This window comes from Pseudomonas sp. MWU12-2037 (assembly GCF_023242345.1).
Classification (GTDB): Bacteria; Pseudomonadota; Gammaproteobacteria; order Pseudomonadales; family Pseudomonadaceae; genus Aquipseudomonas; species Aquipseudomonas gingeri_D.
Genome location: NZ_JALLIZ010000006.1, coordinates 70,665 through 85,466, shown reverse-complemented (window position 1 = coordinate 85,466; position 14,802 = coordinate 70,665). Strand labels below are relative to the sequence as shown.

The window sequence follows — 14,802 nt, the reverse complement described above, 5'->3', positions numbered from 1 at the left end:
CTTTCACACCACGAAGCGATTCACCAACTGATTGAGATTGACCGCCAGTTTTGACATCTCATTGCAGGCGCTGGCCGTTTGGCTGGCGCCTGCGGAGCTCTGTGCGGCAAGCTCGCGGATACTGACCAGGTTGCGATCGACCTCACGGGCCACGTGGGCCTGTTCTTCAGAAGCGGTCGCGATCAGAAGATTACGTTCATTGATCTGAATCATGGCGCTGGCAATCTGATCCAGGGAGCTACTGGCTTCTTGAGCCACGCCAAGGGATTCGGTTGCCAATGCTTTGCTGGTATTCATGGCTTCCACGGCGTGCTCCGAATCGTTCTGAATCGCCGCAATCATCTGCTCGATCTCTTGGGTCGATTGCTGGGTTCGGTGGGCCAAAGCCCTGACCTCGTCGGCAACCACCGCAAAACCACGGCCTTGTTCACCGGCTCGTGCGGCTTCAATGGCGGCGTTCAACGCCAGAAGGTTGGTCTGCTCCGCGATCGCCCGAATCACCTCGACGACTTTATTGATACCCTGGGCCTGATTTGACAGACCTTGAATCTGCTCGCTGGTGTTTTCAACATTACCGCTCAGCTTTTGAATGGATTTCAATGTCTGAGCCACTCGCTTCAGGCCAACCTCGGTAAAGCCCTGGGTGCGCCTGGACTCTTCGGAGGCTGACTCCGCGTTACGCGCGACCTCATCAACCGCAGCACTCATCTCGGTGACGGCCGTAGCGGCTTGATTGACTTCGTCGTTCTGTGCAACAAGGCCTCGGCTGGACTCCTCGGTGACCGCTGTCATTTCCTCGGCCGCGGAGGCCAGTTGGGTGGAAGACTCGGAGATCTGCACAATGGTATTGCGAAGGTTTTTCTGCATCTGCGCCAGTGCTTTCAACAGTCGTCCGGCTTCATCGGTCCCGCTCACCCGTACTTCCTTTGACAGGTCGCTACTGGCGATACGCTCGGCGACGGACAAGGCATCGCTGATGGGAGAGGTGATGCTCCTGGTCAGAACTATTGCCAACCCGACAGTCAGAATCACTACACCTGCAATCAGACCGACAACCAGCCAAAGTCCCGTGGAGTAGAGATGGGCGGCATTTCGACCCGCCAGTGCCGCGCCCTCGTTATTGATGTCGGTCAGGTCTTTGATCTGCCCCTCCATCAAGGTGGTGATAGGCCGGATGCTTGTCGCATTCAGGCTGGCTATCGCAGGCAAGTCAGCGCGTTTCATCAGTGGTTCGAGACTGTCCAACTGCCTGGAGTACGCCTCGGCGGATGCCTTTACCTTCAGATAAAGCGCGCGCTCCTGGTCGCTCGCAACCAGAGGCTCATAATTGGCCACCGCCTCCATGAAAGCCTTTCGGAAGCCCGGGAAGGCTTCAGCCGTCTTTTGAATACCTTCGGGGTCAGCAATGCTGCGCTGGACTTCGAGTCTCAGGCGCATCACCCCAAGGCTCATCAATGCCGTTTGTCGGACGCTGGGCATCCAATTGACTTCGACATCTTTTTCCGAGTCCCGCAGGCCGCCCATCTGCACCACCGCGACTGCGCCGAGGATAAAAACCAAGGCAATGATCAAGGCGAAAAACAGCGCTGAGCGCGGGGCTACATTGAGATTTCTAAGGCGCATACGGGCTTCCTCGTTTCCAGGAAAATGCTTGAGCTGTCCAAGAGGCTAGTACAGGTGGGCCAGGAAGTCGGAAAAAACGAGGTATGCGTCAGCATTCAATGGGGAGCCGCCAGCGCGCACTGCTGCTCTTGGGGCTGCAGCAGTGCGATCCTTTGGCCAAGCGCGTTACACCATCAAGGGGCCAAGCGCACCGCACCTCGGAGGGAATTGGCTGGTTGCAACCTGAATACATGGAACAGCACCGTCAGCAGCACCAGGAACGCCGGTCCTATGTAGAGTGCCACGCGGGTGTCCGGGAAATAGGCCATCAGGCCCACCACCAGCACCAGGAACGCCAACGCCAGGTAGGAGCTGATCGGGTACAGCCACATGCGGTATTTCAGGCCTGCACGTTCCGCTGCGCTCAGGCCTTTGCGAAACCTGAGCTGGGCCAGCAGGATCATCGCCCAGGTCCAGATCGCACCAAAGGTGGCAATCGAGGTGACCCAGACGAAGACCTTTTCCGGCACCAGGTAGTTCAGCAGTACACCCAGCAACAAGGCCGCGATGGACAACAGCAGCGCATTGCGCGGCACACCGTTGCCGGCGGTTTTGCCGAAGGTTTTTGGCGCCTGGCCGTTCTGTGCCAGGCTGTAGAGCATGCGCCCGGTGCTGAAGATCCCGCCGTTGCAGGAGGAGAGCGCCGCGGTGATCACCACGAAGTTGATGATGCCGGCAGCGGTCTTGATGCCCAGCCGCTCGAAGGTCATGACAAAGGGGCTGCCCTGGGTACCGATTTCGCCCCAGGGGTAGATCGACAGGATGACGAACAAGGCCCCCACGTAGAACAGCAGGATGCGCCAGAACACCGAGCCGATCGCCTGGGGAATGGTTTTCTCCGGGTTGCGTGCTTCTCCGGCGGTCAGGCCGATCATTTCCACGCCCAGGTAGGCGAACATCACCATTTGCAACGACATCAGCACGCCGGTGACGCCGTTCGGCATAAAGCCGCCATGGTTCCACAGATTGGAAATCCCCAGTGCCACGCCATCGTTACCGAAACCGAAAGCGATCACACCGATCCCGCCCACCACCATTGCAATGATGGTGACGATCTTGATCAGGGCGAACCAGAACTCGAACTCACCGAAGGCTTTCACTGCGATCAGGTTGACCGTGCCCATGCTGACCAGGGCGGCGAGGGCCCAGATCCAGCGCGGCACATCGGGGAACCAGACGCCCATGTACACCGCCACCGCGGTGATTTCCGCCACGCAGGTCACCAGCCACAGGAACCAGTAGTTCCAGCCGGTGAGAAATCCCGCCAACGGGCCCAGGTAATCTTGTGCGTAACGGCTGAACGAGCCGGCGACGGGGTTATGTACCGCCATTTCGCCCAGGGCGCGCATGATCACCAGGATCGCCAGGCCGCCGATGATATAGGACAGCATGATGGCCGGACCGGCCATTTGAATGGCCTTGGCCGAACCGAGGAATAGCCCGACACCGATACAGGCGCCGAGGGCCATCAAACGAATATGTCGTTCACCCAGTTCACGTTTGAGCGGTCCGCCTTGAGCAGTCCCCCCGTTGGGCAGATGGTTGTCTGCGCGCATAGAAATACAACCTCATCTTGTTATTGGATATAAACCACCGAGCGTTGGAAGTACCGACGGATAGCCCGTACTCGCTCAACCGGGTCGACTTTTTGGGCGACCGGTCTTGCAGGGCAACACCTGCGAGATCAGCGGGATGGGAAGTATAAAAAGCGGACTACAGGCGTTTTCACTGTATAAGTGGTTGATTTAAGAGATAAGTATCGGAAAGTTGTACTTGGATGGAGAGGCTTTAGCGGGTGTTATACGCTTTATCAAGTAAGACGTGATGCCGATTATTGCGGGATGATTCTGCTGTGTCACGATCCCAGCCGTTTCGGCTGGGTCTGTTTTTTACCTGCGATCAGGCCAGTCGGTCGGCCAGCGCCAGGGCCTGTCCGGTGGTGTTCTGGCGAGAGGCCAAATCAACGTCAGGCCCGAGAATGGTTTTCTCTACATAGAGCGAATGCACGTCGGTCACACCAATAAAACCCAGCCAGGCTTCCATATAAGGTTTCTGGAAGTCCATCGGTTGCGCGGTCGGTTCGGAATAGTCCATGCCGCGCGCATACACGTTCACGGCCGTCTTGTTATGCAGCAAACCCCGCAGGCCGTGTTCCGGGCTGAATTCAAACAGTACGTCTTTCTGCGAAACCACGTCGATAAAGTGCTTGAGCTTGTAGGGTACTGCGAAATTCCACAGCGGAACGGAGAACACCAGTACGTTAGCCTGATGCAAGTGAGCCGCTAGATCTTTCAGGGTCGTCCAGGCGGCGTCCTGTTCCTCGGTCAATGGGGTGCCGCTCAGGCCGGCATATTTGGCATCCATCACCGGCCCGTCAAACTCCGGTAGGTCCAGGTTCCACAGGTCCAGGGTGACGACTTGGGTATCCGGCGCGTTGCGCTGATAGCGAGCAATGAACTGGCGGGCGATTTCCAGGGAGGCGGAGCGCTGTTTGCGCGGGGAGCATTCGATATGCAGAAGGACGGTCATGGCGGGCCTCAGGGAAGGGGAGAGAAGACCCGAGCATTGCAACATAGCGCTACTTGAAATATAAATCGTGTTTTACAGACTTATTGATCACGTATCAGCATATGTTCGATGCCTTGTTGCTCAAGACCTTCGTCGCGGTGGTGGATGAAGGCGGCTTCAGTCGCGCCGCGGCCCGCCTGCACCTGACCCAGTCGGCCGTCAGCGGTCATTTGCGGCGCCTGGAAGAGCAGGTGGGCAAGCCGCTGCTCACCCGCACCACCCGCTCCCAACAACTGACGGCCGATGGCGAACGGTTGATGGCCTATGCCCGGGGTATTCTGGCGCTCAATCGGGATGCCTGGGCCGAGCTGACCCGTTCGGCGTTTCAAGGGAGTTTGCGCATCGGTGTTTCGGAAGAGTTCGCCGATGCCCGTCTGTTGCGGGAGTTGCAGGCCTTCGCCGCCGACTATCCGGGCATGCAGCTCAAGGTGCAGGTCAGTATTCCCGGCTCGTTGCTGACCCTGATGAAGCAGGGCGAACTGGATCTGGTGGTCGGTTCGTTGTGTGAGTCCAGCGAGCCCGGCCTGGCGTTATGGCAGGAACCCCTGGTCTGGGCCTGGTCCGCACAACCTTTAGGCACCTTGCCGACACCCTTGCCCCTGGCCCTGTTCCCGGAACCCTGTCCTTACCGGGAGGCCGCGTTGACGCGTCTGGCCCAGGCCGGCATCACCCAGCGCACGGCCATGCTCTGCACTAGCTATGCCGCGTTGCAGGCTGCGGCCCTGGCAGGCTTTGCCATCGCGCCGATGACCCTCAGCCAAGTGTCCCAGGGATTGGCAGTCCTCGGCGCCGAGCATGGCTTGCCGCCGCTGCCCGATGCCGAGTTCCGTTTATTCAGTGCGCCGGAGGCGGACCCGCTGATTATCGAGGCGATTACCCGGGTGATCATCCGCTACGGCGCCAGCCGCCGTCACTGAATGGCCGGATCAGCGCAACCAGTTGGTCCGCGCCAATTCGATCACCTCATCACCGCGTCCGCTCATCACCGCCTTGAGCATATACAGGCTGAAGCCCTTGGCCTGTTCCAGCTTGATGCTCGGCGGCATGACCAGTTCCTGGGTGGCGGTGACCACGTCCACCAGCACCGGACCGTCATGGGCCAGGGCGCGGCGCAGGGCCGGTTCCAGGTCTTCGGATTGCTCGACGCGAATACCGAGGATGCCCATGGCGTTGGACATGGCCGCGAAGTCCGGGTTTTTCAGCTCGGTGCCGGTGTCCAAGTAGCCGGAGGCTTTCATCTCCATGGCGACGAATCCCAGGGAGGCGTTGTCGTAGACAATGACTTTCACCGGCAGCTTCAACTGTGCCAGGGAAATGAAGTCGCCCATCAGCATGCTGAAACCGCCATCGCCGGACAGGGAAATCACCTGGCGCCCGGGAAAGGCCGCTTGCGCGCCGATGGCCTGGGGCATGGCGTTGGCCATGGAACCGTGGTTGAACGAGCCGATCAGCCGGCGTTTGCCATTCATCTTCAGGTAACGCGCGGCCCAGACGGTGGGCGAGCCGACGTCGGCGGTGAAGATCGCATCGTCGTCGGCCAGTTCACTGAGCAGGCGGGTAACGTATTGCGGGTGGATCGGCCGACCGGCCTTTGAGGGTTGTGCGAGCTCATCAAGGCCCTGGCGTGCTTTCTCGTAGTGCTTGAGGGAGCTTTCGAGAAAGCTGCGGTCGGTCTTGCGGGTCAGGCGCGTCAACAGGGCCTGGAGGGTTTCGCTGACGTCAGCGGCGATCCCCAGGTCCAGGGTGACACGCCGGCCCAGCGCTTGCGGATTACGGTCGACCTGGATGATCTTCGCGTCGGTGGGGTAGAACTGCCGATAGGGGAAGTCGGTGCCGAGCATGATCAGCGTGTCGCAGTTGAGCATCGCATGGTAACCGGAACTGAAACCTATCAGGCCGGTCATGCCGACGTCGAAGGGGTTGTCCCACTCCACATGCTCCTTGCCCCGCAGGGCGTGGACCACCGGCGCACCGAGGGCGTCGGCCAGGGCCAGCACGTCGTCGTGGGCACCGGCACAGCCGCTGCCGCACAGCAGGGTTACGGATTTACTGTGTTCGAGGATATCGGTAAGGCGTTGCAGGTCCTGTTCCGCCGGCAAGGTGCGCGGCGCCAACAGCGCCGGCCATGGCTTGAAGCTGTCTTCCACTTCCAGCAGTGACACATCCCCCGGAATCACCACCACCGCCACGCCGCGGTTGAGGATCGCCGAACGCATGGCCCGGTGCAGCACCTGGGGCATCTGCGCGGGATTGGTCACCAACTCGATAAAGTGACTGCATTCCTTGAACAGCTCCTGGGGATGGGTTTCCTGGAAGTAGTTCAGGCCAATCTCGGAGGAGGGGATCTGTGCGGCGATGGCCAGGACCGGCACATGGTTGCGATGGCAGTCGAACAGGCCATTGATCAAGTGCAGGTTGCCCGGCCCGCAACTGCCGGCACACACCGTCAGCTCGCCGGTGGCAGCGGCTTCGGCGCCGGCGGCGAAGGCCGCGACTTCTTCGTGGCGCACATGCATCCACTCGATGCTGTCCATGGCGCGCAGGGCGTCGGTCAGGCCGTTGAGACTGTCGCCGGTCAGGCCCCAGATACGCTTGATGCCCGCCTGTTCAAGGGTAGTCGCCAATTGCCGGGCCAGGGTGATTTTCGCCATGAAGAACTCCAGTCGTCAGTGAGGGTAAAAAGTTGCCGATCACTAGAGGACAGTTCCATGGCGGGGAATGCTCCCTCCTGAATGTGAAGAATCACTTATGGGAAGGCGCTGCGTCAGTCCCCCGCAAGGGTTGAGGACTGACGCCTTCACGGGCGGGTTTTACCAATCGACCGCGTAACTCACGCTCAAGGTCCGACCTTCGGCATTCGGATAAGGCGCGCGGGCATTGGCCTGGGCGAACATGTTCTGGTAGTTGCGGTTCGCCAGGTTGTAGACACCACCTTCCAGGCGACCCACCGGCAACGCTACCGAACCCAGCAGGTCGAACAACGTGTAGCCCTTGATATCGCGACCGTTGTTGTCCTTGAAGGCCGCGTCGTAGTCCGACAGGCGCATGCCTTGCAGGCGCAGGTTGTAGTCGCCGTGCTCATAACCGACGAAGGCGGTGGTCTTGGCCGGGGAAATGCGTGTGGCCGGCAGGTCGATCCATTTGCCGTTCTGATCGGTCTCGCCCTTGGCGTAAGCGTAAGTGCCGCCCACCGACCATTGATCCGTCACGTTGTAGCTCAGGCTGGTTTCCACGCCGCGCACGCGCTCCTTCTGGTTGATCAGACGCAGCACGCGGTTGTTGGCGTCATAGAACTGGGTGACATCCGAGGTGTTTTCGTAGGCCGTGACGCTGGCCTGCCACTTGTCCCAGTTGCCACGCCAGCCCAGCTCATAGCTGTTGACCTTGATGGCCTGGGCGTTGAGGTCATGGATGTTGTAGGTACTGCTGACGTCACGCAGGAAGCGCTGGATATCCGGCAGGGAAAAGCCCTGGCTGAAGTTGACGAACAGGTCCTGGTTTTCGTTCAGGTGATACACCGCGCCAAGGTTGTACAGCGTGTCGTTGTAATTCAGGGTGCCGCCGGGCAGCGTCGCGCGATTGCCGGTCTGGACGATTTCGCCATAGGCGATGCTGTCGGCGATCTCGCTTTCGATCCATTCGCGACGCACCCCGCCACGCAGGGTCCAGTCGCCGACGTCGTAGGACAGCTGGCCGAAAATGGCCTTGGTGGCGGTCACGGTGTCCGGGCCCATTTCAAAGGTGGTACCGGTCTTGGTGTAGGTCAGCCCATTGACCCGGTACTGATCGCCGCGTTGGCGCGAGGTTTCGTGATCATAGTCGGCGCCCCAGACCAGTGTGCCGGTGGCCGGGCCGATGTCCGGCATCTTGCTTTCGATCGCCGCCCGCAGGCCGTAGACATCCTGGATGCTGTTGTTGTCGGAGACTCCGGCCAGGCCCCGTGACAGGTCCGGGAAAAACAGTGCATCGGCACGCCGCCAGTAGCTTTCGACCTGCAGGCCCTGACCGTGGAAATCCTTGTCGGTGTAGTTGAGGTTGACCGCCTGGTTATGGGTGTACGGCTGGTCATCCAGCTTCAGGCCTTTTACCGCGACGGCATTGTTGGTGATGCGCGGGTCCTTGGTGTAGTCGGTGTCCTGTTGGTCCTTGTAGTCCTGCAGTGACAGGCTGATCTTCTTGTCGGCATCCAGCGCGTAGCCGAAACGACCTTGCAGGTCGTAGGTGCTGGTGTCCATGTTGCTGCCCTGGGACGTGTCCTGGGGAATGCGGTTGCCGTTGCCGTCGAACTGGTCGTTGCGCTGCACGGCGTTGGCCGACACGTACCAGTCCAGCGCGTCCTTGTGCCCCGTGGCGCTCTGGAAGGCTTCGTAGGAGAAGCCCTTGTTGTTGAGGTTGTTGCCGGTGGTCATGCCGATCTTGCTGCTGAACGCCAGTTCCTCACCCTTGTTGCGCTTGGTGATGATGTTGATGATGCCGCCCGACGCGCCCGCACCGTAGACGCTGCTGGCGCCGGAGACCACTTCGATGCGTTCGATGCTTTCCGGGGCGATGCTGTTGAGCTGGCGGAAGTTGTCCCGCGTCGCGTTCTGGGAGACCCCGTCGATCAGGATCAGGGTGTTGCGTCCGCGCAGGGTCTGGCCAAAGTTGCTCATGCCACCGGTGGAAGGGGAGATGCCCGGCACCAGTTGCCCGAGGATATCCGCGACCCGCCGACCGGCACCGGTCTGCTGGCGGATCTGCTCTTCGTTGATCACCTGCACGGAGCCTGGAATCGAGGCGATGCTGGTTTCGCTGCGGGTGGCGGAAACCACCATTTCCTGCAGTTGCAGGGTACCGGGTGCCGCCTGGGCGGGTTCGCTCTGATCGGCCCAGGCCGGTGTGCTCAGCGAGCCGATAAAGGGCAGGAGGATGGAAAGTTGTATTTTTTTCATGGCTCTTTCTTTGTTTGATTCGCAGAAGTGTGGGTCGATAAAACGCCGGTTTCCGGCGTTCGTGAAAATGATCGGATGGCGCGGATACCCAGGGCGGCAATGGCGTAGGTGAGGGCGACGAGCCAGAAGCTGTGGGCCACGCCGACGATTCCCATGCCGATGCCCCCCAGCAAAACCCCGCACAACGCGCCGGCTTTGGCGGCGCTGTTGCCCAGGCCCAGGGCAAAGCCTTGCTGGCTGGGGGCAACGGTGTTGGCGATCAAGGTGTAGGCAACGGGCAGTAGCGCGCCTTGCCACACGCCCCACAGCAGCCGGCTGGCGAGAAAGCCCATCCATTCGCTGGCCACGGCGGTAAAGGCCAGGGTCAGGGCACAGGCCCAGGCAACCCATTCGATGACCCGCAAGGTGTGCGCGGGCTGATGGCGGTCGAACAGTCGTCCCCACAGCGGCGCGGACAAGGCCAGGGTGGCGGCACTGGCGGCATAGCTGGCGCCGATCAACCATCCAGGCGCGTGCAGGACGTCCGCCACGTACAAGGCATAGAACGGTTGCGGCATCATCTTGGCGGCCTGGATCAGCACGATGACCCCGAGCATGGCCCCCAGCCAACCCTTGGGCAGCGCTGCGTGCGCCGGTTTTTGCTTGGCCGGCGCACGCTGTGTGTCACTGGGTAAAAACAGACTGATCGCCGCACACAACAGGCAAATCGCGGTAGCGCTGTAGCACAGCAAGGCGAACCCCGAGATATCCATCAACCAGCCGCCCAGCACCGGCCCGGCCAGCGAGCCGACCGCCGTGGCCGATTGCAGGCGGGCGAGAATCTGCCCCCGTCCGCCGGCGCCGCAGCAGGCCAATGCGTAGGCCTGGGCCGCCGCGATAAACCCGGCCAGGGCACCCTGAACCACCCGGATGCCCACCAGCAGCCAGGGATCGAAGGTGATCGCGGCCAGCGCCTGGCACACCGCCAGCGCCAGCAGTGCACGAATGATCATCGGCTTGTGCCCGGTGCGGTCGCCCAGTCGCCCCCACATCGGGGTCAGGATCATCGCCGCCATCATCGGCCCGGCGTACACCAGCGAAGACAGCAGGCCGGTGTACTGGGCACCGGCGGCACCGAGCAGCTTCTGGATCTGCAGGGGCCAGAAGGGGCCGCTCATTTCCATGGCCCCCATGGACACCAGTTGAATCCCGACCAGCAACCGCAGCGCCGTGTCGTTAGCTGCCATCGGCGTTGACGCTCAGAGGGTTGCGCAGGCGCCCGACGATATCGGCGTGACTCTCGAGCAGGCGCATGCGCATAAACGACTTGGCGGGCCAGTCCTGTTCCAGCAGGGCCTGGCGCTCGGTGCTCCAGCGCTGTGGTTCGACCTGATCGCGCAAGTCGTCGAAGCACTGGCGGACCTGGGTTGCCAGTTCACTCCAGAGCAGGGCCTGGGGGATGTCGAAGTGGCGGGCGCTGAGCAGCACCAGTTCGCCCAGATGACACATGAAGACCGTATGCAGCAGCTTGTCGCGCACGAAGCCGGCATCGTCATACAGGGTCATCTTCGGATCATGCAGTTCGATGTCCAGGCCCTGTGCGTGCAAGGTCTTGCGGTCGATCCGGATATCGCCGAAGTCTCGCAACAACAGGCGGCTCAACTGTCCGTCCGCGGCCATGATCATGAAGCTGTTTTGCTGGTGGGCCTCGAACGCGACGCCGTAGCGCAGGTACATACCTAGCAGGGCAGGCACCGCAATCGACGCGTAGTCGTGGAAGAACGATTGCATGGCGGCGCTATCGTCCGTGCCTTTTGCCAGGCGCACCCACTGCCTCAACAGCGGTTGGCCGTGCTGGTCGATGGCAAACAGACTGCCGACCGGAATGGCCATTTCGCCCGGTTGCAACTGGCTCAGTGGGTTGTCCCGGTACAGTACGGCCAGGTGACGGGAACGTTCGTCGTCAACCGGTTGCGGTTTGAAATGCACACCGATGCGTTCGGGAACGATACCGAGAATGTTCCGGATCCCGGGCTCGCGCGCCAGGATGCTTTGCATCAGCAGGCTGATGCGCGGGCCCATGCGCGCCGAGCGTGGCGAAACGGTGCGCTGCACGCTGGTCAGGCGCAGTGACACCGGCAGCTTGACCATCGGCGCGTCACGGCGGCCTTCAGGCAATACGGTGCGGAACGACATGGTCGGGTGGGCGGTGAACGCGACTATATCGGTCAGGACCAGCAGGCGATCACCGATTTCGTTGGCGAAGGTCTGCGGCAGCTCCTGGCGTGCCTGCCAGGGATGGGCGGGCAGTGGCAGGTAGTCGCCGGCTTCAAGGCCCTGACGGGTCAATTCAGCGGTCAACTGTTGCGCGGCCTGGGGGAAGTGGGCTTGCCACCACTGCCAGTAATCCATGGTGCCAGCCAGTGATTCGACATGGGCAAACTGGTGGTGCAATGCGCAGAGCATCACCGGGAAACGGGCTTCGAATTCCGGTGAGAAGTCGATGACCTGGTCCGTGCTCAAGCCCAGTTTGGTCTTGTAGTTGGGGTGCCAGGGGTGGCCCAGCGTGCCCCACTGTTCCAGCAGGGAAGTGGGGTTGGCGATGCTCGGCTCATCCTTGAGCCAGCCCAGCAGATTGTCGCTGTGCGCCGGGTCCATGGATTCATGCAACTGGAGTGTCCAGCGCTCGTGGAAGGCCAGGCACAGGGTGTCGTTGGCGAAACTGTCGTCGAGTTCTTCGTTGAGGCGGCGCAGCACCTCGGCGTCGGCAGGCGACTCGAGGCCATGGTTGAGCAGGCTCAGCAGCTCCGAGGGAAACTGGATCTTGTGCGGGGGATGATCATCGCCGTACGCCGTGATGTCGCCCCGCAGGTCCCAACTGCTCATGCGTCCAGGGAGCAGATGGTCGAAGCACAGGCGGGTGCGGTCGGCGAGGGTCAACCAGCATCGAGGGGGCTCGTCGTATTCGAGCGCGCCGGCGTCCAGCAGACCTTCGCGGAACAGCGCCTGGATCAAGCGCTGGAAACTGCGCTCGGCGGCAGGTGCAAGGGTGTTGACCAGCGCGTCGAGAGTGATGTGGTTGGCTTGGAAAAGAGGGGTGCCGAGCGCTTCGCTCCAGCGACTCAGCAGGGCTTGCGGTTTCTTGCTGTATCCATTTTTCAAGTCTGACTCCTTGTGCACGGTCTTGAGTGAAAGCACGCGAAGGATAGCGAGTTAAAACACGAAAACCAATGATAATCATTGTTATTAGTATCTTTAAGTTTGCATTGTCCCAGGATGGGCGGTCATTTTTGTTTCTATAAAACCGCTCTATCCCGTGTCTTTTAAGGGCTTCGAGGATTTTCTCGAGGCGTGTCGGATCCACTCGCCGGGAGGCGTGCAGTGACGTCCTACACAAAAGCAGGACTGTTTTGGTATCGGTTTTGTGCGGTCTGGCCGACTTCCCGGATGTCAGGAAGCTGCCCGGGAATCGTCGAGCACACAGGGATTTTCGGGACCGCCTGCCTGGCCACTTATGCTACAAATGACGTCTTATCCCGTTTAAGGGCCTTCAGCCTATGCGGTTATGTTTTTTTGACGGACTGGATCGCATCGAGATTGCCGACAGGGCCGGGTTTGCTCATGACCCGTTCGATACGAGGACGGGTAACTGAACCTACGACCAGCGAGCGGTCAGAATGGACCTGGGTGAGACGTGGCAGGTGGAGCGTTTTGTTCGCCGATATTTCCAGGGTGCTGGAGAGATGCATCGTCTGCGCTCCTTGCTCTCCAGCCAGTTGGCGCATAGCCATCGCTTACCCGACGCGGAGGTGCTGAGACAATTCTCTCGCAACCCCCAGAATGGGCATTTGTGTGCCTACGTTTATCCCTACGTCCCCATGGCGCGCACCCGGGTACCGGCGTCGGAGGCCGCGGGTCGGATCGATGCGCCGGCCGCAAGGCCCGCGGTTCGCCGTCCGGCAAAAAAGCCCAGTGTGGAAACGGATACGCTAGCACCTGTCTTGCCACCTCCCGCTCAACCCGAATCCCAACTGACGTCCACGTCGCCTGCCACCCGGGAACTGCTGGATCGAGGTTGGGGCCGCGCTTGGGGGATATTCATCTTTGCCCCGGCAGCATTGCCGATGTCCGCCATACGTTTACATCTGAAGAAATTTCTTCGCGTGCGAACCGAAGACAAAAAGCTGCTGATGTTTCGGTATTACGATCCACGGGTTTTATCGCTCTTCCTGCCCACCTGTACCGATGAGGAGTTCACGAAGTTTCTCGGGCCATTGAACCGTCTGCTGGTCGAATCGGACGAAGGGGCGCGATGGAACCTGTTCGATCTGGAGGATCAAAGGCTGCGGATCGTGTCAGGAGCGCATTGATACATTACGTCGGGTGCCTCCCACCCATTCCGATAGCTCGGTGCCTTAGGCTTGGGCGGCTGGCAATTTCCGCTCATAACGCGTAAAACGCCTCTCCAAGCCCTCGTCCAGAGGGCTTTGTCATCTGTATCCCCGCACTCCAATCCAAAGAATCCAAGCATGAACCTACGCCGTATCGCAGTGGGGCTGTCCGCCCTTGTGTTGTTTTCTGCCAGCGCCGCACAAGCGCGCAACCTGCTGGATCTTATCGATCCACCCAACCAACACGAGAAACAAGGGCACCGTTCGGGCTCCATCAGCCAGGGCGCGGCGATCGACCTGTATTCGAGTCAACAGCAACAGGCTTCATTTGACGGCTGTGCCGACTTGTTCCCGGGTGCCAAGCCGATCAGCACCGCCAGTGTGCCGGCCACCATGAAACCCATGGCCCTGTGTTCCGACAGCTTTGCGGTGCTCTACTCGCAAACCAGCAAGACCCCGCTTGTGGTGGTGGAACGCCTGAGCGCGGCCCAGCTACAGGATGCAAAGGGGGAGGAGCGTACCAACCAGTTCTACCCGGACCCGCGCATCCCCAAGGGCGCGCGAGCGGAACTGAGCGACTACCGGGCCCAGCACCCGGCCGTGGACCGTGGCCATCAGGCACCGGCGGCCGATGCGCCGAATGCGAATGCCATGGCGCAGTCCTTTGCGCTGTCGAACATGGTCCCGCAGGACCCGACCAATAACCGCAAGATCTGGAGCAAGGTCGAGGCCGATGTCAGAAAGTTCGCGGCGCGTGCCGAGGGCAATGTGTTTGTCTTTACCGGTCCGATCTTCGACGAGGGCCATGGGACCATTGGCGATGACCAGGTCTGGGTGCCCACCCGCTTGTTCAAGCTGGTCTACGACGTATCGTCCAGGCGCGCCTGGGCCTATGTACTGCCGAACGCGGAAACCCGTATCGAAAAGCCGATGGACTATGAGACGTTCGTGAAAACCACCGGGCTCAAGCTGCTGGATCAGCTGCCGGTTTCGGGCTCGGTGGTTCGTTCTTGAGTGTTGAGCGTTCGCTTCCTTTGATAGGTTGAAACTCGAACGGCTGCAGTTGATGTGGGGGAGGCTGCGCGCCAGCTTCCTTGGCGTCGAAAGGTTCATGACAACCGCTGTGGAGCAGTCGCTGGCCCCTGCATTGAAGTATCGAGGGCCTTGTCAGCTCAAAATACATGATGTAAAGCATCTATTAAATAAAGGTTGTAACTAATCTATTCTGTCCTTCCCCCGACGAGATGCGGCACGTCCCGCAAGCCTGAGGA

11 protein-coding genes are annotated in these 14,802 nt (G+C 60.6%); 3 read left to right on the top strand and 8 right to left on the bottom strand.

From position 1 onward, the window contains the following. Positions 1–3 precede the first annotated feature (3 nt). The 3 genes from M5B42_RS12740 to M5B42_RS12730 all read right to left on the bottom strand — a co-directional run bounded on the left by M5B42_RS12740 (position 4) and on the right by M5B42_RS12730 (position 4,191). A complete protein-coding gene (locus M5B42_RS12740) occupies positions 4–1,623 on the bottom strand; it encodes a methyl-accepting chemotaxis protein (RefSeq protein ID WP_103496635.1) in 1,620 nt (539 codons plus the stop codon). A gap of 173 nt (positions 1,624–1,796) precedes the next feature. Next, positions 1,797–3,218, bottom strand: coding sequence for an amino acid permease (locus M5B42_RS12735; RefSeq protein WP_248746032.1), 1,422 nt, complete (start codon positions 3,216–3,218; stop codon positions 1,797–1,799). A gap of 343 nt (positions 3,219–3,561) precedes the next feature. Then, complete coding sequence (locus M5B42_RS12730; RefSeq protein WP_248746031.1) at positions 3,562–4,191, bottom strand: NAD(P)H-dependent oxidoreductase; 630 nt, start codon at positions 4,189–4,191, stop codon at positions 3,562–3,564. Between the two features lie 101 nt (positions 4,192–4,292). Here M5B42_RS12730 and M5B42_RS12725 point away from each other — a divergent pair, with 101 nt between their 5' ends. Beyond that, positions 4,293–5,147, top strand: a complete 855-nt coding sequence (locus M5B42_RS12725) for a LysR family transcriptional regulator (RefSeq protein WP_103496632.1) — start codon at positions 4,293–4,295, stop codon at positions 5,145–5,147. Between the two features lie 9 nt (positions 5,148–5,156). Here the strand turns inward: M5B42_RS12725 and poxB are convergent, their stop codons facing one another. The 5 genes from poxB to M5B42_RS12700 all read right to left on the bottom strand — a co-directional run bounded on the left by poxB (position 5,157) and on the right by M5B42_RS12700 (position 12,889). Then, positions 5,157–6,881, bottom strand: a complete 1,725-nt coding sequence (gene poxB, locus M5B42_RS12720) for a ubiquinone-dependent pyruvate dehydrogenase (RefSeq protein WP_248746030.1) — start codon at positions 6,879–6,881, stop codon at positions 5,157–5,159. Positions 6,882–7,040: 159 nt separating this feature from the next. Beyond that, the gene (locus M5B42_RS12715) at positions 7,041–9,161 is read right to left on the bottom strand and encodes a TonB-dependent receptor (protein ID WP_248746029.1); all 2,121 of its coding nucleotides are present in this window, start codon (positions 9,159–9,161) and stop codon (positions 7,041–7,043) included. Continuing rightward, the gene (locus M5B42_RS12710; protein WP_177100574.1) at positions 9,158–10,387 is read right to left on the bottom strand and encodes an MFS transporter; all 1,230 of its coding nucleotides are present in this window, start codon (positions 10,385–10,387) and stop codon (positions 9,158–9,160) included. The genes M5B42_RS12715 and M5B42_RS12710 overlap by 4 nt, the downstream gene beginning before the upstream one ends. Continuing rightward, positions 10,377–12,302 (bottom strand): IucA/IucC family protein, encoded by a 1,926-nt coding sequence (locus M5B42_RS12705; protein WP_248746028.1) that lies wholly within the window; start codon positions 12,300–12,302, stop codon positions 10,377–10,379. The genes M5B42_RS12710 and M5B42_RS12705 overlap by 11 nt, the downstream gene beginning before the upstream one ends. Before the next feature lie 401 nt (positions 12,303–12,703). Further along, positions 12,704–12,889: a hypothetical protein gene (locus M5B42_RS12700; protein ID WP_248746027.1), complete on the bottom strand. Its 186-nt coding sequence runs from the start codon at positions 12,887–12,889 to the stop codon at positions 12,704–12,706. On the opposite strand from M5B42_RS12700, the gene M5B42_RS12695 reads away from it, so the two are divergent. Both M5B42_RS12695 and M5B42_RS12690 read left to right on the top strand, forming a co-directional pair. Further along, the gene (locus tag M5B42_RS12695; protein WP_248746026.1) at positions 12,884–13,510 is read left to right on the top strand and encodes a DUF4123 domain-containing protein; all 627 of its coding nucleotides are present in this window, start codon (positions 12,884–12,886) and stop codon (positions 13,508–13,510) included. The two genes, M5B42_RS12700 and M5B42_RS12695, sit on opposite strands and share 6 nt — an antisense overlap. 159 nt (positions 13,511–13,669) lie before the next feature. After that, a complete protein-coding gene (locus M5B42_RS12690; protein ID WP_152740383.1) occupies positions 13,670–14,545 on the top strand; it encodes a DNA/RNA non-specific endonuclease in 876 nt (291 codons plus the stop codon). The last annotated feature ends 257 nt before the right edge of the window (positions 14,546–14,802 follow it).

Excerpts from the sequence above, each read along its gene's own strand:
- M5B42_RS12740 (WP_103496635.1), bottom strand. The coding sequence starts at position 1,623 with ATGCGCCTTAGAAATCTCAATGTAGCCCCGCGCTCAGCGCTGTTTTTC.
- M5B42_RS12735 (WP_248746032.1), bottom strand. The coding sequence starts at position 3,218 with ATGCGCGCAGACAACCATCTGCCCAACGGGGGGACTGCTCAAGGCGGA.
- M5B42_RS12730 (WP_248746031.1), bottom strand. The coding sequence starts at position 4,191 with ATGACCGTCCTTCTGCATATCGAATGCTCCCCGCGCAAACAGCGCTCC.
- M5B42_RS12725 (WP_103496632.1), top strand. The coding sequence starts at position 4,293 with ATGTTCGATGCCTTGTTGCTCAAGACCTTCGTCGCGGTGGTGGATGAA.
- poxB (WP_248746030.1), bottom strand. The coding sequence starts at position 6,881 with ATGGCGAAAATCACCCTGGCCCGGCAATTGGCGACTACCCTTGAACAG.
- M5B42_RS12715 (WP_248746029.1), bottom strand. The coding sequence starts at position 9,161 with ATGAAAAAAATACAACTTTCCATCCTCCTGCCCTTTATCGGCTCGCTG.
- M5B42_RS12710 (WP_177100574.1), bottom strand. The coding sequence starts at position 10,387 with ATGGCAGCTAACGACACGGCGCTGCGGTTGCTGGTCGGGATTCAACTG.
- M5B42_RS12695 (WP_248746026.1), top strand. The coding sequence starts at position 12,884 with ATGCATCGTCTGCGCTCCTTGCTCTCCAGCCAGTTGGCGCATAGCCAT.
- M5B42_RS12700 (WP_248746027.1), bottom strand. The coding sequence starts at position 12,889 with ATGCATCTCTCCAGCACCCTGGAAATATCGGCGAACAAAACGCTCCAC.
- M5B42_RS12690 (WP_152740383.1), top strand. The coding sequence starts at position 13,670 with ATGAACCTACGCCGTATCGCAGTGGGGCTGTCCGCCCTTGTGTTGTTT.